This is a genomic window from Bradyrhizobium sp. 141, assembly GCF_023074055.1.
Taxonomy (GTDB): Bacteria; Pseudomonadota; Alphaproteobacteria; order Rhizobiales; family Xanthobacteraceae; genus Bradyrhizobium.
In genome coordinates this window covers 42,197-65,738 of the sequence record NZ_JADPKR010000112.1, presented here as the reverse complement: position 1 = coordinate 65,738, position 23,542 = coordinate 42,197, and the positions used below count along the sequence as shown (strand labels likewise).

General features: G+C 64.7%; 22 protein-coding genes. 4 read left to right on the top strand and 18 right to left on the bottom strand.

What is annotated here, in order from left to right:
* Positions 1 to 28 precede the first annotated feature (28 nt).
* The 17 genes from chvE to IVA81_RS37155 all read right to left on the bottom strand — a co-directional run bounded on the left by chvE (position 29) and on the right by IVA81_RS37155 (position 17,384).
* Entirely contained in the window at positions 29 to 1,102 is a 1,074-nt protein-coding gene (chvE, locus tag IVA81_RS37235) for a multiple monosaccharide ABC transporter substrate-binding protein (protein ID WP_247327469.1), read from the bottom strand.
* A gap of 74 nt (positions 1,103 to 1,176) precedes the next feature.
* Complete coding sequence (locus IVA81_RS37230; RefSeq protein ID WP_247327562.1) at positions 1,177 to 2,055, bottom strand: SMP-30/gluconolactonase/LRE family protein; 879 nt, start codon at positions 2,053 to 2,055, stop codon at positions 1,177 to 1,179.
* Positions 2,055 to 3,131 carry an aldose epimerase family protein gene (locus tag IVA81_RS37225; protein ID WP_247327467.1) on the bottom strand — a complete coding sequence of 359 codons (1,077 nt, stop codon included), beginning with the start codon at positions 3,129 to 3,131 and terminating at the stop codon, positions 2,055 to 2,057. Before IVA81_RS37225 ends, IVA81_RS37230 begins: the two co-directional genes overlap by 1 nt.
* A gap of 2 nt (positions 3,132 to 3,133) precedes the next feature.
* Positions 3,134 to 4,060 (bottom strand): Gfo/Idh/MocA family oxidoreductase, encoded by a 927-nt coding sequence (locus tag IVA81_RS37220; RefSeq protein ID WP_247327465.1) that lies wholly within the window; start codon positions 4,058 to 4,060, stop codon positions 3,134 to 3,136.
* A complete protein-coding gene (locus IVA81_RS37215) occupies positions 4,057 to 4,833 on the bottom strand; it encodes a FadR/GntR family transcriptional regulator (protein ID WP_247327463.1) in 777 nt (258 codons plus the stop codon). Before IVA81_RS37215 ends, IVA81_RS37220 begins: the two co-directional genes overlap by 4 nt.
* On the bottom strand, positions 4,830 to 5,810 hold the full coding sequence (yjfF, locus tag IVA81_RS37210; RefSeq protein WP_247327459.1) for a galactofuranose ABC transporter, permease protein YjfF: 981 nt from the start codon (positions 5,808 to 5,810) through the stop codon (positions 4,830 to 4,832). Before yjfF ends, IVA81_RS37215 begins: the two co-directional genes overlap by 4 nt.
* Positions 5,807 to 6,799, bottom strand: a complete 993-nt coding sequence (locus IVA81_RS37205; protein ID WP_247327455.1) for an ABC transporter permease — start codon at positions 6,797 to 6,799, stop codon at positions 5,807 to 5,809. Before IVA81_RS37205 ends, yjfF begins: the two co-directional genes overlap by 4 nt.
* Entirely contained in the window at positions 6,796 to 8,340 is a 1,545-nt protein-coding gene (locus IVA81_RS37200) for a sugar ABC transporter ATP-binding protein (RefSeq protein WP_247327561.1), read from the bottom strand. Before IVA81_RS37200 ends, IVA81_RS37205 begins: the two co-directional genes overlap by 4 nt.
* A gap of 114 nt (positions 8,341 to 8,454) precedes the next feature.
* Positions 8,455 to 9,420 (bottom strand): galactofuranose ABC transporter, galactofuranose-binding protein YtfQ, encoded by a 966-nt coding sequence (gene ytfQ / locus IVA81_RS37195; RefSeq protein WP_247327453.1) that lies wholly within the window; start codon positions 9,418 to 9,420, stop codon positions 8,455 to 8,457.
* 378 nt (positions 9,421 to 9,798) lie between these two features.
* Positions 9,799 to 10,971: a fumarylacetoacetate hydrolase family protein gene (locus IVA81_RS37190; protein ID WP_247327451.1), complete on the bottom strand. Its 1,173-nt coding sequence runs from the start codon at positions 10,969 to 10,971 to the stop codon at positions 9,799 to 9,801.
* A gap of 115 nt (positions 10,972 to 11,086) precedes the next feature.
* A complete protein-coding gene (locus tag IVA81_RS37185) occupies positions 11,087 to 12,142 on the bottom strand; it encodes a putative sulfate exporter family transporter (RefSeq protein WP_247327450.1) in 1,056 nt (351 codons plus the stop codon).
* 121 nt (positions 12,143 to 12,263) lie between these two features.
* Positions 12,264 to 12,482, bottom strand: coding sequence for a hypothetical protein (locus tag IVA81_RS37180; protein WP_247327449.1), 219 nt, complete (start codon positions 12,480 to 12,482; stop codon positions 12,264 to 12,266).
* Positions 12,483 to 12,647: 165 nt separating this feature from the next.
* Entirely contained in the window at positions 12,648 to 13,361 is a 714-nt protein-coding gene (locus tag IVA81_RS37175; RefSeq protein ID WP_247327448.1) for an ABC transporter ATP-binding protein, read from the bottom strand.
* On the bottom strand, positions 13,358 to 14,113 hold the full coding sequence (locus IVA81_RS37170; RefSeq protein ID WP_247327447.1) for an ABC transporter ATP-binding protein: 756 nt from the start codon (positions 14,111 to 14,113) through the stop codon (positions 13,358 to 13,360). Before IVA81_RS37170 ends, IVA81_RS37175 begins: the two co-directional genes overlap by 4 nt.
* 2 nt (positions 14,114 to 14,115) lie before the next feature.
* Complete coding sequence (locus tag IVA81_RS37165; protein ID WP_247327446.1) at positions 14,116 to 15,135, bottom strand: branched-chain amino acid ABC transporter permease; 1,020 nt, start codon at positions 15,133 to 15,135, stop codon at positions 14,116 to 14,118.
* On the bottom strand, positions 15,132 to 16,034 hold the full coding sequence (locus IVA81_RS37160) for a branched-chain amino acid ABC transporter permease (RefSeq protein WP_247327445.1): 903 nt from the start codon (positions 16,032 to 16,034) through the stop codon (positions 15,132 to 15,134). Before IVA81_RS37160 ends, IVA81_RS37165 begins: the two co-directional genes overlap by 4 nt.
* A gap of 90 nt (positions 16,035 to 16,124) precedes the next feature.
* Positions 16,125 to 17,384 carry an ABC transporter substrate-binding protein gene (locus IVA81_RS37155; protein ID WP_247327444.1) on the bottom strand — a complete coding sequence of 420 codons (1,260 nt, stop codon included), beginning with the start codon at positions 17,382 to 17,384 and terminating at the stop codon, positions 16,125 to 16,127.
* Between the two features lie 173 nt (positions 17,385 to 17,557).
* Here IVA81_RS37155 and IVA81_RS37150 point away from each other — a divergent pair, with 173 nt between their 5' ends.
* From IVA81_RS37150 to IVA81_RS37140, 3 genes are read left to right on the top strand one after another with little or no spacing between them, the layout of a single operon-like run.
* Positions 17,558 to 19,051, top strand: coding sequence for an AMP-binding protein (locus IVA81_RS37150; protein WP_247327440.1), 1,494 nt, complete (start codon positions 17,558 to 17,560; stop codon positions 19,049 to 19,051).
* Positions 19,048 to 19,695: a TetR/AcrR family transcriptional regulator gene (locus IVA81_RS37145; protein WP_247327438.1), complete on the top strand. Its 648-nt coding sequence runs from the start codon at positions 19,048 to 19,050 to the stop codon at positions 19,693 to 19,695. The genes IVA81_RS37150 and IVA81_RS37145 overlap by 4 nt, the downstream gene beginning before the upstream one ends.
* The gene (locus tag IVA81_RS37140; protein ID WP_247327436.1) at positions 19,692 to 21,602 is read left to right on the top strand and encodes an NAD(P)/FAD-dependent oxidoreductase; all 1,911 of its coding nucleotides are present in this window, start codon (positions 19,692 to 19,694) and stop codon (positions 21,600 to 21,602) included. The genes IVA81_RS37145 and IVA81_RS37140 overlap by 4 nt, the downstream gene beginning before the upstream one ends.
* A gap of 173 nt (positions 21,603 to 21,775) precedes the next feature.
* On the opposite strand, the gene ald is transcribed toward IVA81_RS37140, so the two are convergent.
* Positions 21,776 to 22,891 (bottom strand): alanine dehydrogenase, encoded by a 1,116-nt coding sequence (gene ald, locus IVA81_RS37135; protein WP_247327435.1) that lies wholly within the window; start codon positions 22,889 to 22,891, stop codon positions 21,776 to 21,778.
* 145 nt (positions 22,892 to 23,036) lie between these two features.
* Here ald and IVA81_RS37130 point away from each other — a divergent pair, with 145 nt between their 5' ends.
* Positions 23,037 to 23,516 carry an Lrp/AsnC family transcriptional regulator gene (locus IVA81_RS37130; RefSeq protein ID WP_247327434.1) on the top strand — a complete coding sequence of 160 codons (480 nt, stop codon included), beginning with the start codon at positions 23,037 to 23,039 and terminating at the stop codon, positions 23,514 to 23,516.
* Positions 23,517 to 23,542: the final 26 nt, after the last annotated feature.

Here is a 23,542-nt window from a genome sequence, read left to right as displayed (position 1 = left end):
CCAGGAGGGGATGAGGGAAAGAAAGAGCCTACTGGAACTGCGCCTTCTTGTAGTAGCCGCTGTCGACCAGAACCTTCTCCCAATTGTCCTTGTAGACCACGACGGGCTTGAGCAGGTAGGACGGCACGGTCTTGACGCCGTTCTCATAGGTCTTGGTGTCGTTGACCGTGACCTGCTTGCCGGCGAGCGCGGCGTCGACCATGTCGGCGGTCACCTTGGCGAGGTCGCGGGTGTCCTTGAAGATGGTCGAATATTGATCGCCGCGCAGCATCGCCTTGATCGAGGGCACCTCGGCATCCTGACCCGAAATGATCGGCATCGGCTGATCGGCGCTGCCATAGCCGACGCCCTTCAGCGAGGAAATGATGCCGATCGAGATGCCATCATAGGGCGACAGCACGGCATTGAGCTTCTTGTTGCCGTAATAGGCGCTGAGCAAATTGTCCATGCGGGCCTGGGCGGTGGCACCATCCCAGCGCAGCGTAGCGACCTTGTCCATGCCCATCTGGCCCGAGGCGACGACGAGCTTGCCGCTGTCGATGTAGGGCTTCAGCACGCTCATCGCACCGTTGTAGAAGAAGTAGGCGTTGTTGTCGTCCGGCGAGCCGCCGAACAGCTCGATGTTGAACGGGCCCTTGCCGTCCTTGAGACCGAGGCCCTGTACGATCGACTCGGCCTGGAGCACGCCGACCTGGAAATTGTCGAAGGTCGCGTAATAGTCGACGTTCGGCGTGCCGCGGATCAGGCGGTCGTAGGCGATCACGGTGATACCTTTGGCCTTGGCCTGCTTGAGCACGTCGGACAGCGTGGTGCCGTCGATCGCGGCGATCACCAGGGCTTTTGCGCCCTTGGTCACCATGTTCTCGACCTGCGAGAGCTGGTTCGGGATATCGTCTTCGGCATATTGCAGGTCGGTGTTGTAGCCGCGCTCCTTCAGCACCTTGACCATGTTGTTGCCGTCGTCGATCCAGCGCGCCGACGATTTGGTCGGCATCGCGATGCCGACGGTCGCCTTGTCCTGGGCGGACGCGGTGACGCCTATGGCCATGGACGCCGCGCCGGCCAGCGCCAGCGCGAGGAATGTCGTCTTCAGTTTCAGCATGTTTTACTCCCTTGGGTGTCAGACTGTTTTCTTTGTTTCATCGAGAACGTCGTCGTGGGCTGCTTTCGGGTCTCCTATGCGAGCTTGACGTCGGGCTCCGCGCGACCGCGCGCGGATGCCTCCAGTAAAAAAGTGCAGCCGGCTTGCGGATCGGCGGCGCGTGCGGCCGCGTCCATATCCTGCCAGGCTGACGTGACGAGGAGGCGCGACAGATCGGGGCCGACGAAAGCGGGGCAGCTCGCCTGTTTTGCCGGCACGCTCAGTGAGCGCAGACGCTCGCCATGCGGAGAATAGACATCGATACGGCTCGCGCCCCAGCAAGCGTTCCAGATCTGCCCGTCGGCATCGCACACCGAGCCGTCGAGGCCGCCGATGCCGGTGTGGCGCAATAGCACCTCCGGCTCGCCGCGCGGCAGGCCGGTCGCGGGATTGAGCGGCACGGCGTAGAGCACGGCATGCGGCGTGTCGGTGAAATAGCCGGTGGCGCCATCAGGCGAGAAGCAGATCGAATTGGGGATACTGATGCCGGGAAACAGCGTCGAGATCTTGCCGCGATGGAGCGCGTAGATCGCCCCGGCCTTCGGCTCGGCGTTCTTGCCCATGGTCCCGATCCAGAACGTGCCGGACCGGTGCACGCGGCAATCATTGGAGCGCGTGGCTGGATTGTCGGCTTCGAGCGGAAGCAACAGCGTCATCGCGCCGTCGGCAAGCTTGCGGACGTAAAGCCCGTCCTCGGCAACGATCAACTGCCGTTCGGCATCGATGCGCCCGAGCGCGCTCGCCATCCGCCCGAGCGCATGGACGCGGATGCTGCCACTACCGAGTTGCGCCTCGAACAGCCGTCCCTCGCGGATGTCGAACCACCACGCGGTATCGGTGGTCGCGTCATAGGTCGGGCCCTCGCCGAGATGGCAGGGATCGCTAGAGAGAACCGAGGTCGGCACCTGTTCCATCATGGCATCCTCGCTCCGAAGCGATAGACCGTGTGATGGCGGTAGACTTCGCCCGGCTCAAGGCGCGGGCTCGGAAAATCCGGCCGGTTCGGCGCATCGGGCCAGATGTGCGGCTCCAGGCACATGGCGTCCGACTGACGGATGAGCTTGCCGCCCTTCCCCGAAATCGTGCCGTCGAGATAGTTGCCGGAATAGACCTGAAGGCCGGGCTGGTCGGTGAACAGCTCCATGACCCGGCCCGAGCGCGGTGCCTCCAGCCGCGCGGCGAACGCCAGCTTGCCGTCACGGGCGAGGCAATAGGTGTGGTCGTAGCCCCTGCCGTTCTGCAATTGCTCGTGGCTCTCGCGGATACGCGCGCCGACAGCCTGGGCGTCGCGGAAGTCGAACGGCGTGCCGGCAACGCTGCGCGGCGGTTCCGGCAACGGAATGGCGGTGGGATCGATGGCGAGGAAATGCTCGGCGGCGACAATCAGCTTGTGGTCGAGAATGGACGTGCCTGACGTCGCGCCCTCGAGATTGAAGAAGCTGTGGTTGGTCAGGTTGACGATGGTCGGCCGGTCGGTCCGCGCCTCCATGCTCAGCGACAGCTCGGTCGGCCCGGTAATGCGATAGGTCAGGCGGACATCTAGCCGGCCGGGATAATTCTCTTCTCCATGCGGGCTCCTGTAAGTGAGCGTCACTGCGGGTGCAGCACCATCGTCGATCTCCGCAATGTCCCACAGCTTGCGATCAAACCCATCGAGGCCACCATGCAGCGCATTCGGCCCGTTGTTGACGGCAAGCTGCACCGTCTCACCATCGAGCGAAAACTGTCCCTTGGCGATGCGGTTGGCGTAGCGGCCGACGGTGGCGCCCAGGAACTTGCGCTCGGCGAGGTAGCCGGCGAAGGCGTCATGGCCGAGCACGACGTCGTCATATCCGCCCTTGGCGTCCGGCGCGATCAGCGCTTGCAGCACCGCACCATGGGCGATGACGCGCGCCTCGAACCCGCCCTCACCGCGCAGCACGATGCGCTCGACGTTGCGGCCGTCCGGCAGCGTTCCGAAGACATCTTTTTCGATTTTTGAGCCAGCCATGTCTAATCCACAAACGGTTCGACGACGGTGCGCCGGCCGAGCAGGAAGGCGTCGGCGACGAGGCGAAGCGGCGTCAGATCGACGTCGCTTGCGCCGGTCGCCGCGAGCTCGACGAAGCGCCGGTAGAGTCCGCGATATTCCTCATCGGGCGCCTCGGCAAGCACCTTGCCGTCGACCGCCATTCGCGCACCACCACGGGACAAGGTCATTCGGCCCTGATCGGTTTCGACGAGGATATCCCAGCTCTGCGGCCCGGTCTGGCGAAAGTCGAACTCGGCGGTCACAGGCAGGCCGTCGATATCGGTCAGTGTCAGGTTGGCAGCGATCGGCGCCTGGCAATTGGCGGGAAAGGCCAGTTCGGCCGCGGTGACGAATACCGGCTTGCGCAGGATTTTGGTCAGGATCGACAGCGCGTTGATGCCGGGATCGAACACGCCGAGGCCGCCCGGCTCCCAGATCCATCCCTGCCCTGGATGCCAGACGCGAACGTCTTCCTTCCAGTCGATATGCACCGACGTGATACGTCGCCCAGTGAGCCATTGTCGCGCGGGTTCGACCGCCGGCGCATGTCGCGAATGCCAGGTCGCAAACAGCGTTCGCTTTGCCTCCGCCGCCATCGCGATCAGCGGATCGAGCTCGGCAACGCCGATGCCCGGCGGCTTCTCCAGCATGACATGCTTGCCGGCTTTGAGCGCCGCGGCGGCCTGCGCGCGCCTCACTTGCGGCGGCGTGCAGAGCGAGATCGCATCGACGTCCGGCCCCCTCTCCAGCAACTCCTCGATGGTGGCGAAGTGCGGCAGTCCCGGCAGCGAGGCGTTGCGGCTGGCAACCGCGGTCAGCGTCGCGCCCGGCACCGCGGCGATCGCGCCGACATGCTGGTCGCGCGCGATCTTGCCGAAGCCGACGATGGCGATGCGAAGTTGCGTCACGATCTCTCTCCAGATTCCACCGATGGCAACGCCTCGGCCGGTGTGGTCTCGATCACGGCGCCCTCGTGGCGATGCATGCCGTTGTGAATGACGAAGACCATCGCCTCCGAAGCGGCCTCGGCATCACCCCCTGCGATCGCATCGACGATCTTCTGGTGCCAGAGCAGCACGGTGTCGCGGTCCTCCAGCTCGACCGGTGCGCTGAGCAGGAACGAGGCGCGTAATGCCGCCTCGATGACGTGGCCGATCGAGCGCATGAACAGATTGCCGGAGGCGTGCGCCACGGCGACGTGAAGCGCGAGATCGGCATCGGCGAAACCGACGGAATCGGAGGCTTCAAGACGCATACGGTCCATACAGCGGCGAAGCTCGACGAGGTCCTCCTCCGATCGCTGCGCGGCCGCCAGCATCGCCGCGCGCGGCTCGACCGCGAGGCGAATCTCGGCGAGGTCGTTGAGGAAACGCTTGTCGATGCCGGCATCCAGGTGCCAGGCCAGCACGTCGGCGTCGAACATGTTCCAGGCCGCGCGTTCGCGCACGACGGTGCCGACGCGCGCCTTGGTGGTGAGCAGACCTTTGGCGACCAGGGTCTTCACGCTCTCCCGCAGCACCGGCCGCGATACGCCGAACATTGCGATCATCTCGGCGTCGCCCGGCAACCGCGTCCCCTCCGCGTAGCGGCCGGCGATGATGTCGATGCCGATCGATCGGGCGACCTCCGCATGGTTGGAGTGGGCCCGCCGCGTCGGGATGACGACGATACGCGAGGTCATGTCGCAGCTCCCAAGCTCTTCGTCACCGGCCGGCGCGCGAGTGCGACCAACCCCTGCTGCAGGGCGATGAAGGCAAACAGCAAGATTCCGGTCGCGATCTTGGTCCACCAGCTCGACAGCGTACCATCGAAATTGATGTAGGTCTGGATCAGCCCCTGGATCAGCACGCCGAGGAAGGTGCCGATCACCGAGCCCTGCCCGCCCGTGAGCAGCGTGCCGCCGATCACGACGGCCGCGATGCTGTCGAGCTCGACGCCGACGGCGGAGAGCGAGTAACCGGCGCTGGTGTAGAAGGAGAACACGATGCCGGCGATGCCTGCGAGCAGGCTCGACAGCATGTAGATCTTTATCGTCATCTTGCCGACAGCAACGCCCATCAGGCTCGCGGCGGCCCGGCTGCCGCCGAGCGCATAGACATTGGCGCCGAACCGGGTGAGCTGCAGCAACAAGGCTCCGCCGATGACGATCACGAGCATGATGATCGCTATCGCGGTCAATCGCCCGCCGCCGGGCATCCGCAGCGCGAAGTCAGAGACCGTCGCATAGACGGGTGCCGTGATCGGCACCGATTCCGTGGACAGCAGGAAGCTCGCGCCGCGCGCAAGGAACATGCCGGCGAGCGTCACGATGAACGGTGGTAGGTCGAAGACATGGATCACCGCGCCCATCGCCGCGCCGAAGGCCGCCGAGAGCGCGAGGATGGCAACGAAAGCGACCAGCGGCGGCATACCCCAGCGCTCGATCGCGAGCGCGACGAAGACGGTGGTGAATCCGATCACCGAGCCGACCGAGAGATCGATGCCGCCGGAGATGATGACGAAGGTCATGCCGGTCGCGACGATGCCGAGGAAGGCGTTGTCGGTGAGGAGATTGCCGACCACGCGGGTCGAGGCGATGTTGGGGAATTGCACCGCGCAGAGCGCAAAGCCTGCGACGAGCACGATGGCCGTGATCAGGACGGGCGGCAGGCCTTTCATGCTTTGGTCCTCCGCAGCCGCGCGACGATGCCAGCAAAACCGGTCAGCTTCGGCGACTGCAACAGCAGCACCGCGAGCACCACTACTGCCTTGACCAGCAAGTTGAATTCCGGAGGATAGCCGGACAGCAAAATTCCGGTGTTCATGGTCTGGATGATCAGTGCGCCGAGCACGGCGAGCACGAGGCTGAAGCGGCCGCCAAACAGCGAGGTGCCGCCGATCACCACGGCCAGGATCGCATCGAGCTCGAGCCAGAGGCCGGCATTGTTGGCATCCGCCCCCATGATGTCGGCCGCCGCGATCACGCCGGCGAGCGCGGCGCAGACGCCGCACCAGACATAGACCGCCAGGATCATCGCGCGCGTGCCGACGCCGGCAAGCTCGCTCGCCCGCGCATTGCCGCCGGTCGCCTCGATCAGCAGCCCGAGCGCGGAACCGCGGACCACGACGCCGGTCAGGATCAGCATGCAAAGGGCAATCGCGACCGGCACCGGAAGGCCAAGCACCGCGCCATTTCCGAGCCAAACCAGATCCGGCGACGAGAAGGTGACGATGCGCCCTTCGGTGATGAGCTGGGCGATGCCGCGCCCTGCCACCATGAGGATCAGCGTCGCCACGATCGGCTGCATCCCGAGCACCGCAACGAGAAATCCGTTCCACAATCCGCAGACAAGCCCGGCACCGAGCGCGGCCGCGAGCACCACGGGCAGGCCGTGACTGTCGGCAAGGCTCGCCGCGATCGCGCCCGCAATGGCCATGACCGCGCCAACCGACAGATCGATGCCGCGCGTTGCGATCACCAGCACCATGCCAAGCGAGAGCAGCGCCACCGGCGTGCCGCGATTGAGCACGTCGATCACGCTGCCGAACAGCCGGCCGTCCTGAAGCCGCAAATCGAAAAATTGCGGCGACACCACACGGTCGACCGCCAGGATGACGATCAACGCCAGGATCTGGGCAAGGCCGCGGCGCGGCAGCAGCGCTGTCATGTGTGGGCCTCAAGCGCGACGGTGGCGGCATCGGCGGCAATGGCTGCGAGAATGTTGCCGACGTCGATCGCCTCGCCCGCGAGGTCCTCGACATGGGCGCGGTCACGCAGCACCACCACGCGGTCCGAATAGGTCACGATCTCGTCGAGCTCGGAGGAGATCACGAGCAGCGCCAGCCCGTCGTCGCAGAGCTCGCGGATCAGGCGGATGATCTCGGCATGCGCGCCGACGTCGATGCCGCGGGTCGGCTCGTCCAGCACGAGGAGCCGCGGCGAGGTCGCGAGCCAGCGCGCCAGCAGCACTTTCTGCTGATTGCCGCCGGACAACAGGCCGACGGGGCGTTCCGGATCGGCAGGACGAATGTCGAGCATCTTGACGTAGCGGCGCGCGATCTCGTCCTGCTCGCGGCGCGACAGCGGGCGATGCAGGCCGCGCTTGGCCTGGAGCGCGAGCACGATGTTCTCACGCACGGTGAGCTCGGCGACGATGCCGTCGGTCTTGCGCTCCTCCGGGCAATAGCCAAAGCCGTGGCGCACGCCGTCGCGGGGCGACTGCAGCCGCACGGGCGCGCCCTCCACTCTCGCCTGCCCGCCATCGGCTCGCTCTGCGCCAAACACCAGCCGCGCCGTCTCGGTGCGGCCCGAGCCGAGCAGGCCGGCGAGACCGACGACCTCGCCATGACGCAGCTCCAGATTGAACGGCGTGACATAGCCGGCCTTGCCGTAATTCTCGAAGCTGGCGCAGACCTCGCGTGCCCGGTGCTCGCCTGTCGAGGCTCGTGTACTGGTGGTCTCTGCCAACTCCCGGCCGAGCATCATCCGGATCAGCTCGAGCCGCGGCAGCGAGGCGGTCTCGCGCTCGCCGACCAGGCGGCCGTTGCGCAGCACCGTGATGCGGTCGGAGATCTCGTAGACCTGATCGAGGAAGTGGCTGACGAAGACGATGCCGATACCGCGCGTTGCGAGCTGGCGCATGATGCCGAACAGGATCTCGACCTCGTGGCGGTCGAGGCTCGCGGTCGGCTCGTCCAGGATCAGCACGCGGGCGGAAAGATCGACCGCCCGGGCGATCGCGGTGACGTGCTGGATGGCGACGGAATAGCTCCCGAGCGGTGCGGCGACGTCGATATTCAGGCCGAAATCCGCCAGCAGCGCTTTGGCGCGGCGGCGCATTTCACCTTCGCGCACGATGCCGAAGCGCATCGGCTGGCGGTCGAGGAACAGGTTTTGCGCCACCGAAAGATTCGGCAGGAGGTTGACCTCCTGGTAGACGGTGGCGATGCCCGCTGCCACCGCCGCCTTGGCCGAGCGCGGCGCGATATCGTCGCCACCGAGCCTGACGATGCCGGCATCGCGCGGAAACACGCCCGTGATCACCTTGATCAGCGTGGACTTGCCGGCACCGTTCTCGCCGAGCAACGCATGGATCTCGCCGGCGCGCAGCGTGAAGTCGACCTCCTGCAACGCGCGCACAGCGCCGAAGCTTTTGCTGATGCCGCGCACCTCCAGCAGAGGCGGAGCAGGATCGGGGCTGTTCTCCATGGCGACGTCACTCCCGCCGGCACCCGCCGACATTGCGGACACCCAGCCTATTCCTTCGCGCAGCGGCTTCGAAGAGGGTGCCGGACCGCAAAGCGCGGTCCGGCGAAGCCCGCCTCAGTAACCGAGGCCCTTCTTGCTGTCGTAGATCTTCTGCGGATCGTCGGCGGCGGTATAGAGCTTGGACTCGGTCTGGATCCACTTCGGCGGAACCGTGCCCTTGTCCTTGAAGGCCGCGACGACATCGAGCGCGGGGCCTGCCATATTCGGCGTCAGCTCGACCGTCGCATTGGCTTCGCCGGCGACCATCGCCTTGAAGATATCAGGAACCGCGTCGATCGAGACGGTGAGCACGTCCTTGCCGGGCTTGAGACCGGCCTCCTTCATCGCCTGGATCGCGCCGACCATCATGTCGTCGTTATGCGCGTAGACCGCGCAGATCGACTTGCCGCCGCCTTCGGCCTTGATGAAGCTTTCCATCACTTCCTTGCCCTTGGCGCGGGTGAAGTCGCCGGTCTGGCTGCGCACCACCTTCAGGTTCGCATGCTTGGCAATCGCGGTGTCAAACCCCTTCTTGCGGTTGGTGGCGACGCTGGCGCCGACCGTGCCTTGCAGCTCGACGATGTTGCAGGCTTTCGCTCCGACGGTCTTGGCGAGCCAGTCGCCGGCGACCTCGCCTTCATGCACGCTGTCGGAGGTGACGGCGGTGAGATAGAGCTCCTTGCCGGAGGGATCGATGTCACGGTCGAGCAGCACGACCGGGATCTTGGCCTCCTTGGCCTCCTTCAGCACCGAGTCCCAGCCAGTCGAGACGACGGGCGCGAGGAAGATCGCATCGACGTTCTGGGCGATGAAGGAACGGATCGCCTTGATCTGGTTCTCCTGCTTCTGCTGCGCGTCGGCAATCTTGAGATTGACCTTTCGCTTGGCAGCTTCCTGCTTGGAGACCGAGGTCTCGGCCGCGCGCCAGCCGGATTCCGATCCGATCTGCGAAAAGCCGATGGTGAGCTGGCCGGCATTGGCGGGCAGCGCGAGCAGCAACGCGGCCGTGGCACTGGCCGCAAAGAGGGCTTTGAGGGTCATCAGGCGTGTCTCCCAAGAAATCATCTTGTGTTATCTCGGGCGCCGATCGGTAGCATGGCACCCGCAGGCCGACCCTTTGAGGCGGCAGGAGCCACTATTTCACGGAAGATAGGTTCCGACTAGTCATATTATTTGACTATTGGATGAAAACGCACGCAGGCGGCGGCGGGCGGTTTTAAGACACGCTCAGCGCGATTTTGTTCCGCCGATGCAACGCGGAGATGAAAGAAATTTGTGCGGCTGGGTGGGACCACATCCGTCATGGCCGGGCTTGTCCCGGCCATCCACGCCTTGTCGCACGGCACGGAGAAAGTGGATGCCCGGGACAAGCCCGGGCATGACGACCTTCCGCAACTTCGATTGGCGAGCTGGAGCGAACTAAATCACCTTGCGCTGCGCCAGGTTCTTCATGAGCGCGCCGATGCCGAAGGTCCAGGGCTCGCACTCGTCGCTGGTGCGCATGCGGTTGACGAGCTTGCCGAGCTCCGGCGCTGCGATCGTGACGATGTCGTCGCGCTTGTGCGTAAAACCCTGCCCGGGCGCGTCGCGATCCTTGACCGGCGCGAACATGGTGCCGAGGAACAGCACGAAGCCGTCAGGATATTGATGGATCTTGCCGATGGTCTGCGCAACGAGATCGGTCGGATCGCGGCTGATCTTGCTGATCGAGGAATGCCCGTCGAGAACGAAACCGTCCGTGCCCTTCACGTTCAAGCTGATGTCCAGCTTGCGCGCATCGTCGAGCGTAAAGCTGTCGTCGAACAGGCGCAGCAGCGGGCCGATCGCACACGAGGCGTTGTTGTCCTTCGCCTTCGACAGCAGGAGTGCCGAACGTCCTTCGAAGTCGCGCAAATTCACGTCATTGCCGAGCGCGCCACCAACGATCTTGCCGCGGCTGGAGACGAACAGCACCAGTTCGGGCTCGGGATTGTTCCAGGTCGATTTCGGATGCAGCCCGGCATCCATGCCGGTGCCGACCGAAGACAAGGTCGGCGCCTTGGTGAAGACCTCGGCATCCGGACCGATGCCGACCTCGAGATACTGGCTCCAGGCGTTCTGGTCGATCAGCACCTGCTTCAGATGCATCGCCTGGTCCGAGCCGGGCTTGAGCTTCGAGAGATCGTCGCCGATCAGCCGCGTCACTTCTTTGCGGATCGCCTCGGCTGAGGCCGGATTGCCCTTGGCCCGTTCCTCGATCACGCGCTCCAGCATGGAGATGGCAAAGGTGACGCCGGCAGCCTTCAGCGTCTGGAGATCGACGGGCGCGAGCAGCCATGGCTTTTTCGGGTCGCGCCCATCGGGTACCGTGTTGGCGACGATCGCCTCGAGATCGCCGATGCGCTCGCCCTTGGTCGCGGCAAGTGCCTTGGCCGGATTGTCCTCTTCGCAGAGTGCGCTGATGGTCGGAAATTTTGCGGTGACGTCGAACACGCCGTCGCCCCGCACGGCGACCACGGCGGGACCATTCACCTGCGGCAGCCAGACGCGGCCGGCCAGCGTTCCCCGCGTTCCGTCCTCGGGGAGAAGGTCCTTCACCGTCAATGTGGTCATGGCTGGCGTCCTCGTTCTTTTCGGATCGGCCGCTCTCGCAACGGCCGATCGCATTGGCGAAGACCAATAAACGTCTGGGAGGGGAAGTCCAGAGCAGGGCCGAGAGCCCCGCCCCTCACTTAAACCAGTGCACCAGCGCGATGCTGATGCCGAGCAGTAGCATCAGTGACAGCGTGACCGCGGCCGTCACCCGGCCTCCGACATTGGCGAGCACACGCACGTCGACGCCGAGGCCGAGCGCGGCCATCGACACCACCGTGAGAAAGCCGGTGATCTTCGTCACCGGGCCCACCACCGTGGCCGGCACGATCTCCAGGGACCGCAGGGTCGCGAGCGCGAGGAAGCCGAGGATGAACCACGGCACCAGGCGGAAGAAGCCGACATTGGTCTTCTTGGCGTCACTCTGCCAGCGCGAGGCGGCGAGCGACAGGCCGACGACGACCGGCCCGAGCATCAAGACGCGCATCAATTTCACGAGCGTGCCGATCTGCGTCGAGACGAGACCCGCCGGGACCGTCGCAGCCAGCACCTGCGGCACCGCATAGACGGTGAGGCCTGCAAGGATGCCGTATTGCGTGGCGGACAATTGCAGCAGCGGGATCAAGAGCGGCAGGCCGAGCACCATCATCACGCCGAGGATCGCGGTGAAGGAGATCGAGGATGCGATCTCGTCGTTGTTGGCGCCGATGATCGGGGCCACAGCAGCGATTGCGGAATTGCCGCAGATCGAGTTGCCGCAGGCGATCAGGATCGACAGCCGCGTCGACAGGCCCAGCATGCGGCTGAGGCCGAAGGAGACGCAGAGCGCGATCACGACAACGGCGGCGATCGATGCCAGCAGCGCGATCCCCGAGGCTGCGATGGCGGCGAAGCTGATCGAGGCTCCCAGCAGCATGACGGCGACTTCGAGGAGCTGCTTGGCGCTGAAGGCGATCCCGGCCTGCCAGCGTGGCGCCGGTTTCCAGAAACTGCGGAGCACCATGCCGAGCAGAATCGCCATCACCAGCGCCTCGACATAGGGATGCTCGAAAACGCCCAATTCGGCCCGCTCCAGCAGGGCCGAGACACCGGCGACGGCGACACAAAGGAGAATTCCGGGAATCAGCGCGACGACGCGGCTAATGGCAGTCGGCTTGGAATCGGCCGGGCTGGATGCTTGATTCTGCGACACAAATCTCTCCCAGAGGAGAAGGATTTATACGCAGCGGCGTCCGATTGGGGAATAAGTTTTCGGCATATCAGGGCCGAGGGAAGTTCTCTCCTCAGGCCGGAATAAACCGCTCAGGCAAGCCTTAGAAGATCAGGTTCTTGGCGAGCGACGCCATCCGGCTGAAGCCGTCATAGATGCCCGGCTCGAAGAAGGCCGCACGGGCGAGCACGATGCCCGCGACCAGCGACCAGAACAGCGTGGTGCCGGCCCGCAGCAGGAGCTTCGACGCGCGCGATTTCGGCTGGACCTCCGTTGCGGACACCAGCTGCTCGCCGAAGGGCTCAAATCCAGTGCGTTCCATGACCTTAGCCAATCCATCAAATTCTGATGGGAATGTCGTCGTTTCGGGCCCAAACGGCAATGGAAGCGATTGGCGTTTTTGTCCTCCGGAGGGGAAGGTCCTTCCGGCGGATACTCCCGGGACAATGGTTTTCTTCTTCCGGCCTATTCGGACACCGGCGCCGGGCTACAGGGCCAGATAACGCCGGCGGATCGCCTCGTTGGCCTTCAGCTCGTCTATACCGGCGGCATAGACGATCTGGCCCTTGTCGATGACCGTGGCATGGCTCGCAAGGCCCAGGCAGAAATGCATGTTCTGCTCGGCGATCAGCACGGTCGATCCGAGTTGGCGGAGCTGCCGCAACAGCTCGCCGATCCGCTGCACGATGATTGGGGCGAGTCCTTCGCTCGGCTCGTCCAGCAGCAACAGCGCGGGATTGCCCATCAGCGTGCGTGCGATCGCCAGCATCTGCTGCTCGCCGCCAGAGAGGCGCCCGGCGATACGGTGGCGCAGCGGCTCGAGAAGCGGGAAGACATCATAGATGCGCTTGATCGGCCATTCGTCCTGGCCTTCCGGTCCCTTCTTCTTCCCGATGACGAGATTGTCCTCGACCGTATGCTCCGGGAAGATCTGGCGATCCTCCGGGACGAAACCGAGACCGGCGCGGGCAATGGTATGCGGCTTCAGGCCGGAGATCACCGCCCCGCGCAGGCTCACCCTGCCCCGCCGCGGCGGCGCCAGGCCCATGATCGCCTTCATGGTCGTGGATTTGCCGGCTCCATTGCGGCCAAGCAGCGCCATGGTCTCGCCTTGACGCACCGAGAGGCCGACGCCGAACAGGATCTGGCTGGTGCCGTAGTAGACATCGAGATCCGCGACGTCGATGACGGGAGCGCTCATGCCGCCGCTCCCGCATGTTCGGTGCCAAGATAAGCCTCGATCACGGCACTGTTGTTGCGGATCTCGTCGGGCGTGCCCGTCGCCAGGATGCGGCCATAGCAAAGCACGATAATCTTAGGCGCGATCTTGAACACGATGTCCATGTCGTGCTCGATGAAGACGACGGTGATCTTCTGAGTCTCCCAGAGCTCGCGCACCTTGTCGATCATGCGCCAGCGCTCCTCCGGCCCCATGCCGGCGGTAGGTTCGTCCAGCAGCAGCACCTTCGGTTCGAGCACCAATGCCAGTGCGATGTCGAGCAGCTTCTGATCACCGTGCGACAGCGTCGCGGCGGTACGATGGCGTTTGCCGGCGAGGCCCAGCAGCTCCATCACGTGCTCGGCGCGGTCCCGCGTCTCCGGCAACGGAAAGCGCTTGTGCAGTACCGCGGACGTGCGCTGATCCGCGCTGACGGCGGCCAACATGGTTTCTTGCACCGTCAGCGACTTGAAGATGCTGGCGACCTGGAAGGCGCGGCCGATGCCGTGGCGGACGATTTCCGGTGGCGAGCGGCCGGCGAGATCGACGCCGTCGAGCAGCACCTCTCCGGAATCAGGCCTCAAGGCGCCGGTGATCAGGTTGAAGAAGGTGCTCTTGCCCGCGCCGTTCGGGCCGATCACCGCGGTCAGCGAGCCGTCGGGGAAATCGAGCGAGACGTCGTTGGTCGCCTTCACGCCGCCAAAGGACTTTGCGAGGTTGCGGATCTCCAGCATCGCTAGCGTCCCTCGCCTGCATCGCGACGGCGCGAAAACCATTCGGCGACGAAATCGAGCAGGCCTTTGCGCAGACCCAGCGCGAAGAACAGGATGACCACGCCGAGTACGATGCCGTGATACTCGGTGAACCGCGTCACGGTGTCGTTGAGCAAGAGCAGCAGCACGGTGCCGACCATCGGGCCGAGGAAGGTCGAGACGCCGCCGAGCATGTTGATGAAAATGCCCTCGCCCGAGATCGTCCAATAGGCGAACTCCGGATAAGCGCCCGATACGAACAGTGCCATCACCATGCCGCCGATCGACGCGAACAGCGCCGCCAAAACGAACACGGTGAGCTTGGCGCGCCAGACATCGATGCCGAGGAAGCTCGCGCGCGCCGCATTGTCGCGGATCATGCGCAAGGTAAAGCCGAACGGCGATTGCGCGATCTGCCGCATCGCGAGCAGGCCGAGGATCAGAAGCGCGCAGCTCGTGACATAGAGATGGACGTGGTTAGAGAGATCGATGCCGAAGAACGCGGGCCGCGGAATGCCGCCACGCAGGCCCTGGTCGCCGCCGGTGAAAGAGGCCCAGGAGAGGATCGTCGAGTGGATCAGCATCTGGAAGGCGAGCGTGACGAAGGCGAAATAGATCTCCTTCAGCCGCACGCAGATCGCACCGATGACGGCCGCGATGAGCGCCGTGATCGCCAGCGTCGCGACGAAGGCGACCGGAATGGGCACGCCGAGCTTCTGCATGATCAGGCCGAAGCTGTAGGCGCCAAGGCCGAAGAACATGCCGTGCCCAAACGAGGTCAGGCCGGTGTAGCCGACCAGCAGGTTGAGTGAGGTCGCGAACAGGCCGTAAGCCGAGCAGCGGATGACGAAATCGAGCAGCGCCTTGCTGCCCGTGAACAGGGGCAGGCTCGCCAGCACCGCGAAGGCGATCAGCGCGATCAAGACGTCGCGATAGCGTTGCAGCGCCATACCATTGCGCACCGGCGCCAACCGCTCGGCGCGCCCGGCCTCCAGCTCGGTCATGCCGCCTCCTTGCCGAACAAGCCGGTGGGTTTTGAGACCAGCACGATCACCATGAAGAGGTACATCAGGCCTTCCGTGAACAGGGGAAAGCCGAGCGAGCCGAACGATCTGATGAGACCGAGCAGCAGCGCGCCGATCAGCGCGCCCAGGATCGAGCCCATGCCGCCGATCACGGTGACGATGAAGGACTCGATCAGCACCGAGAATCCCATGCCGGGCGTCAGCGAGCGCACGGGTGCCGCGAGCGCGCCGGCGAGGCCCGCCAGCATGCCGCCGAGCGCGAACACGCCGCCATAGATCAGGCCGGTGTTGATGCCGAGCGCGGAGACCATGCCGGGATTGTGTGCGGCGGCGCGGATCACTTTGCCGATGCGGCTGCGCGTCAATCCGATGCCGAGCACGATCGCCGCGATCAGCGCGACGCCGATCAGCAGCAGATAATAAGGCGGCACCACGCCGCCGGCGATGAACAGCGGCATCACCTGGAACGCCGCCGGCATGCCCATCGACCTGAATTCGGGCCCCCAAATGATGCGCACGACGTCGTCGAAGATCAGCACGAAGGCGTAGCAGACGAGCAGCTGCATCAGCACGTCCGCGCCATAGACGCGGCTCATGAAGACGCGCTCGAAGATCAGGCCGAGAATGGCGGTGCCGGCCGCGCCCGCCAGCATCGCGAGCGCGAAACTTCCCGTGAGCTGATAGGCCGTCATCGCGAAATAGGCGCCGAACATGTAGAAGGCGCCGTGGCTGAAATTGACCACCTTGAGCACACCAAAAATCAGCGTTAGCCCAACCGCAACCAGGAACAGAAGCATGCCGATGATGAGGCCGCTGGTGGTCTGCGTCACCAGACAGGCGGAGCTGGAGAGGCAGCCGGCAAGCGCGTCGAGATCCACGGGAGCACTTTCATTGCAGCGCGCCCGACACGGCGCGAGAAGCCAGACGAAGCCGGCGGAGACGGTCGCCCGCCTCCGCCATGCGCGCGATCAGGTATAGCCCTTGCTCTTCTTCCACTCGGCCTCGAGCTCGAAGATGGTCTTCCAGTCGCCGGCCTTGATCTCGGGAACATAGGGCTCCTGCGGGATCGTGGTGCCCCATCCGATGGCGTAGCCGACCAGCGTGTGGTCGTCGCCGCGCATGGTTACAGTGCCGTCGGCGCCGAACGGACACTTGATGGTGAGGCCCTTCAGCACCTCCGCGATCTTCTTGCCGTCGGCCGAGTTTGCCTTCTTGGCGGCTTCCGCCATCAGCATGATTGCGGTGGCGTTCTCCCACGACCAGTTGGTCGGATATTCATTGTACTTCGCCTTGTAGGCATCGCCCCAGGCGGCATTCTCCGGCGTCGCCGGGAAGGACTTGATGTAGCGGTTGCCGGAGTGGATCCCCTTGGGCAGGTTCTTCACCACGGTGAGAGCGGTGTAGTCGGCCATGTTGACCGCGAACACCTCCATCTGGCCGAACATCGCGTAGATGTTGGCCTGGTCGATGTAGGAGGTGAGATCGCCGCCCCACAGGCAGGAATACAGTGCCTGCGGTTTGGCCTGCAAGATTTTGGTGACCACTTCGGTGTAGTCGGGCTGGAACAGCTTTGGCCAGGACTCGCTGATGATTTCGACGTCGGGCGCAAACCGCTTCAGGTACAGCGTGAACTCGCCAGTGGTGTCGCGGCCATAGGCATAGTCGGGCGAGCAGGTCGCCCATTTCTTCAAGCCCTTCGCCTTGGCGATCGCGGCGGCATAGCTGCCGCCGACGATGGAATCGTGCACGCCCTGCCGCGCGGTACGGAACGCGTTGGGGATGCGCTGCTTGGGATCCGCGGTCAACGCCGAGGTCTCCGAATTGGTGTGGATGCAGAACACGCCGAGATCGCGCGCGACCTCGTGCACCGCGAAGGCGCCGGAGGAGGCTTCGGCGTCGATCATCAGCTCGCAGCCGTCGGTGTTGACGAGCTCGCGCGCGACGCGGGCGGCTTCCTGCGGCTGACCCTTGGAGTCGCGGATCACCATCTCGATCTGCCGGCCGGCGAGACCGCCGGCGGCGTTGACCTTCTCGACTTCGAGCATCACCGCATTGCGCGAGGACGTACCGAGCTGCGCGACGCGGCCCGACAGAATTGTCGGCATGCCGATCTTGATGGTCTTGGCTTGCGCACGCGCCACCCACGGCGCGGCGAACGTCATCGCACCGGCGCCCATCAGCGCCAATGTTGAACGGCGGCTGATGCCCGGCGTGCGGGTTCTCGTCATTTTTCCCTCCCTCTTTCGGGTCGGCGTTTCCTGATCCCTGCCGGAGATCGTCTCGTCTCCGTGTTTCCAAGGATTTCAGAGGGTGGGGGGTGACGTCAAGCTGAAGATGAATTACGAGTCAGAATTCATCCCAGGGAGGAAGTGAGGCCGACAAACGGCCCAAAACACGCAAAATGATCAATCTTTCGAGCTTCATCGCCTTTCATGCCCGCCGCACGCCGGACCGGCCCGCGCTGAAATATCGCGGCGAGGAGATTTCCTACGCGGCGTTCGATGCGCGGGTCCGAACCGCGGCAGGCTGGCTCGCCGCGCAAGGCATCGGCGCCGGCGACGTCGTCGCGGTGCTGATGAAGAACAGCACGGCGTTCCTGGAGCTCGTCTTCGCGGCCAGCCATCTCGGCGCGGTGTTCCTGCCGATCAACTTCCGCCTCTCCCGCGACGAAGTCGGCTACATCGCCGGCAATGCCGGCGCGCGGCTTCTGATCGTCGATGACGAATTGGCCGCGAACGCAGCGGGCGCAAGCATTGTCGTGCTCGATGAGACTGCGCAGCAGAGCGTCACGCATCTCGCGGGCGACACGCCGCCCGCGCCGATGCATGTCCGCGCGCCATCCGACCTGATGCGGCTGATGTACACCTCGGGCACGACGGATCGCCCCAAGGGCGTGATGCTCACTTACGATAATTTCTATTGGAAGTCCGCGGATCAAACGATCGCGCTCGGCATCAGTGCCGACACGCGGCTGCTCGTGGTCGGTCCGCTCTATCACGTCGGCGCGCTCGACCTGCCCGGCATCGCCGTGCTCTGGCATGGCGGCTTCATCCGCATCGAGCGCAATTTCGAGCCGGAGACGGCGCTCAGCGCCATCGCAGAAGACAAGCTCAACGCGGCATGGTTCGCGCCTGTGATGACCACCGCGATGCTGACCTGCCCGACGCGCGACCGTTACGACGTCTCCAGCCTGCGATGGGCGATCGGCGGCGGCGAGAAGACGCCGGAGATGCGCATCCGCGCCTTCTCCGAATTTTTCCGAAACGCGCGCTATATCGATGCCTATGGCCTCACCGAAACCGTCGGCGGCGACACCTTCATGGAGGCCGGCCGCGAGATCGAGAAGATCGGCTCGACCGGGCGCGCCATCGCCCATGTCGAGATCGAGATCCGCGACGAGGACGGCAAGCCGTTGCCGCCCAACGTCAACGGCGAGATCTGCCTGCGCGGACCGAAGATCACGCGCGGCTACTGGAACGACCCGCAGAAGACGGCATCGGCCTTCTTCGGCGACTGGTTCCGCAGCGGCGACGTCGGCTATCTCGACGAGGATGGCTTTCTGTACCTGACCGACCGCAAGAAGGACATGATCATCTCCGGCGGCGAGAACATCGCTTCCTCCGAGGTCGAGCGCGTCATTTATGAATTGCCCGAGGTGCGCGAAGTCGCAGTAATTGGCCTGCGCGACGCACGCTGGGGCGAACGGCCGGTCGCCATCGTCGTCTTGGCGGAAGGCGCCGCGCTGGAGCTCCCTGCTCTCACCGAGCACTGCCGGACGCGCCTCGCAAGCTTCAAGGTGCCGAAAGAGCTGATCCTCCGCGACAGCCTCCCGCGTAACCCATCCGGAAAAATTCTCAAGCGCGTGCTGCGCGCCGAACTGGAGACCGTGGCATGAATCAAGGCCCAGCCGCCGCGAAGGTCACAAAGCTCAACCGCGTCGAGCGCAACGCCTGGACCAAGCAGAAGATCTTCGAGGCCGCCACCAAGGTCGTCGGCAAGCATGGCTATGCGGAGGCCTCCGTCGCCCGCATCACGGAACAGGCCGGCGTGGCGCAAGGCACCTTCTACAATCATTTCGAGAACCGCCAGGAGCTGCTCGACCAGCTGCTGCCGAAGATCGGCCTCGACATGGTCGAGTTCATCCGCGCCCGCACCGGCACCGCGCAGGCGGCGCGGCAGGAGATCGAGCGCTTCGCCGCTTTCTTCGACTTCATCCGCGAGGTGCCGGAATTTTTGCGTATCCTCAACGAAGCTGAGTTCTTCGCACCCATCGGCTATCAGAAGCATCTCGACAACATCTCGTTCGCCTATGTCCGCATTCTCCGCCGTGCGCGCCTTGCCGGTGCCATCGAGGATTACAGCGACGAGGAATTCGAAGCCATTGTCCACATGCTGATGGGCGCGCGCGGCTATCTCAGCCGTCGCTACTCGTACTCAGCCGGCGGCGTCACCGCCGTGCCCAAGCACGTCATCTCCGCCTATCGCAAGCTGATGACGCGCGGCCTCTTCAATTCGTCCGGAGACCAGGACACGCCATGAACATCGAATCTCCGCACAGACCGCTCGACCTTGCCTCGACCATCGCAGAAGGCGACATCCGCTGTCTCCTGATGGTGCTGGTGCACATGACCGGCGACGAGAAATGGCTCGCGCCACCGTATCTGCCCAAGCGCGATATCCGCCTCATCCCCGATCCCGAGGCCGGTGTGCCCCGGGACATCCAGGATGAGATCCGCGCCGCGGTGGTCAAGCTCTTCGCCAATGGTACACCGAAGCCTATCATTGCCGACCCCGGCGAAGAGCTGCTGCTGAAGATGATGCGCGCCTGCCTCGGCGAGAATGTCGCGCCGGAATATGCCCCGCTGATGCGCGAGGAGATGGGTTTTGTGCCGCGCCAGGCGCGCTGGACCAAGCGTCCTTCCGACGAAAAGCTCGCCGACCAGCATGTGCTGATCGTCGGCGCCGGCGTCTGCGCCATCGCGCTCGGCGTCGCGCTCGGCCATCTCGGCATCCCCTACACCATCGTCGAGAAGAACGCCGAGCTGGGCGGGACCTGGTGGATCAACCGCTATCCCGGCTGCGGCGTCGACACGCCGAACCATTCCTATTCCTATTCGTTCGGCTCAGGTAACGCATGGACCCGCTATTTCTGCCAGCGCGAGGAGCTGCTCGGCTATCTCCAGAAGGTCGCCGACGAGCAAGGCATTCGCAAGCATCTTCGCGTTAACACCGAACTGACCTCGTCGCGCTGGGACGAAGGCAAGCGACGCTGGATCTCCACGCTCAAGACCGAGAGCGGCGAGGAGACCTTCGAATCCACCGCGCTGGTCTCGGCCATCGGCCAGCTCAACGATCCCTCCCGCGCCCGCTTCAAAGGCGAGGAGGACTTCAAGGGAACGATCCTGCATTCGGCGCTGTGGTCCGACGACATCAAGCTCGACGGCAAGCAAGTCGCGGTGATCGGCACCGGGGCGACCTCGATGCAGTTGGTGCCGTCGATCGCCGGCCGCGTTGCCTCGGTCACGGTCTATCAACGCAGCGCGCAATGGGCGCGGCCGGTGAAGGGTTATGCCGATCCGATCAGTGACGGCGCGCGCTGGCTGCTCGCCCATCTGCCGTTCTACGTCCAGTGGTATCGCTTCAACATGTTCTGGCGCTACGGCGATGGTCTCTTGCCCTTCCTGCGCAAGGACCCGACGTGGCCGCATCCGGAGCGCGCCGTCAACAAGGGCAATGACCGGCATCGCCAGGAACTGACCGATTTCATCCTGTCCGAGTTGAAGGACCGGCCCGACCTGATCGAAAAATGCGTGCCGACCTATCCGCCCTACGGCAAGCGCATCCTGCTCGACAACAACTGGTTCAAGACCTTGAGGCGGGACAATGTCGAGCTCGTCACCGAGACGATCGATCATTTCGATCAGGATGGCATCGTTACCGCCGACGGCAAGCACCGTACCGCCGATATCATCGTGGTCGCGACCGGCTTCAAGGTGACGGAAATGGCGGCCCGGCTGAACATCAGCGGCCGCGACGGCAAGGACTTGCGCGAGGCTTGGAGCAACGACAATCCGACCGCGCATCTTGGTCTCACCGTGCCGGGCTTTCCGAACTTCTTCTGCATGCTCGGCCCGAACTCCGGCCCGGCCCATGGCGGCAGCGTCATCTTCCAGTCGGAATGCCAGAGCCGCTACATCTCAGCGTGCCTTGCCGACATGATCGAGCACGACGTCGCCGCCATCGACGTCCGCCAGGATGTGCTCGACGACTACGTCCGCAAGGTCGATGCCGAGCACGAGGCGATGATCTGGACCCATCCAGGCATGAGCACCTACTACCGCAACTCAAGCGGCCGCGTGTTCTCGGCGATGCCCTGGCGCTTCGTCGACTACTGGCGGATGACTCACGATCCCGATCTGGGGCAGTACAGGCTGACGAAGGCGTAGGAATTGCTCGTGCCGCAGCGGTAGTGCACCCTCTCCCCTTGTGGGAGAGGGTGGCTTCGCAAAGCGAAGCCGGGTGAGGGGTTCTATCCCCGCGAATGAGTGTTGCGAGCGGACAGAACCCCTCATCCGGCGCTTCGCGCCACCTTCTCCCACAAGGGGAGAAGGGAAGAAAACTACGCTGCAAGCCCACTTCCGACAGGAGCGAACTCCAATCCCAGACTATCCGCCACCGCCTTGTTGGTAATCCGGCCGCGGTGCACGTTCAGCCCGTTGCGCAGATGCGGGTTCTCCAGCACCGCGGCAAAGCCTTTGTTCGCCAGCATCAGACCGAACGGCAGAGTCGCGTTGTTCAGCGCCTGGCTGGACGTCACCGGCACCGCGCCCGGCATATTGGCGACGCAATAATGCACGACGCCATCCACCTCATAGGTCGGATCGGTATGCGTGGTCGGATGCGAGGTCTCGAAGCAGCCGCCCTGGTCGATCGCGACGTCCACCAGCACGGCGCCGGGCCGCATCGATTTCAGCATCGCGCGCGTGACCAGCTTCGGCGCGCTTGCGCCCGGCACCAGCACCGCGCCGATCACGACGTCGGCGGCGAACACCTCCTCCTCGACCGCCTCGATCGTCGAAAAGCGGGTGCGCACGCGTCCGACAAAGAGATCGTCGAGCTGGCGCAGACGAGGAATCGAGCGATCGATCACCGTCACTTCCGCGCCGAGCCCTGCGGCCATGCGTGCCGCCTGCGTGCCCACCACGCCGCCGCCGAGCACGACGACCCGCGCCGGCTGCACGCCCGGCACCCCGCCGAGCAGCAGGCCGCGGCCGCCGGCCGACCGCCTGAGCGCGGCGCCGGCGGCCTCGATGGCGAGGCGCCCGGCGACTTCGCTCATCGGCGCGAGCAGCGGGAGGTGACCGTTCGCGTCCGTGACGGTTTCATAGGCGATCGCGGTGCAGCCGGAGGCAAGCAGGCCCTTGGCCTGCTCCGGATCCGGCGCAAGATGAAGATAGGTAAATAGAATCTGGCCTTCTCGGAGCTGGGCCCATTCGCTCTTCTGCGGCTCCTTCACCTTCACGATCATGTCGGACTTGGCAAAGATGTCGCGGGCGCTCTCGGCAATGGCGGCCCCTGCCCGCCGATACACCTCATCGGACGCGCCGATGCCGCCGCCGGCGCCGGTCTCGACCATCACCTGGTGCCCGACTGCAACATATTCACGGACGGCGCCCGGGGTGAGCCCGACGCGATATTCCTGCACCTTGATCTCCTTGGGCACGCCGATGCGCATCTTCCGGGCTCCTTTGCCGACGCCTTGATTCTGCTCCTTATCGTAACGACGGGGGCGGTTTGGTTTCGTGCAAATATCCGCTAGTTTCGGTCGGCCCGCGCCGGTTTCCGGCGCTGAAGCGCCCCTTCACGCTGGAAACGAAACCTTGGCCCTCGACCGGAAAGACATCGCGATCCTCGCGGAACTCACGACCAATGCGCGTGCCAGCCACGCCGAGCTTGCCAACAAGGTCGGCCTGTCGAGTACTGCGCTGGCACGGCGGCAGAAGGCGCTCGAGGACGAGGGCTACATCCAGGCCTACCGCGCCGCGCTCGACCTCGCCCAGTTCGGCCTCACCACCACCGTGCTGGTGCGCATCGCACTGGAGAGCCAGAGCGACGAAGCGCTGAAGGCGTTCGAGGCGGAGGTCGTGAAATGCCCTTCCGTCGTGCGTTGCTTCCTGATGTCGGGGACAGACGACTACATCCTCATCGTGCTTGCCCGCGACATCCAGGATTTCGAGCGTATCCACCGCACCGAGCTGTCCCGACTGCCACGCGTCGCGCGCGTGCAATCGAGCTTCGCCCTGCGCGAAATCGTCAACCGCGCGGTGCCGACCGTGGTGTTCGGCGAGGCGAAGCGCTAGCGGCTCTCCCCTTCCGCAAACACGAC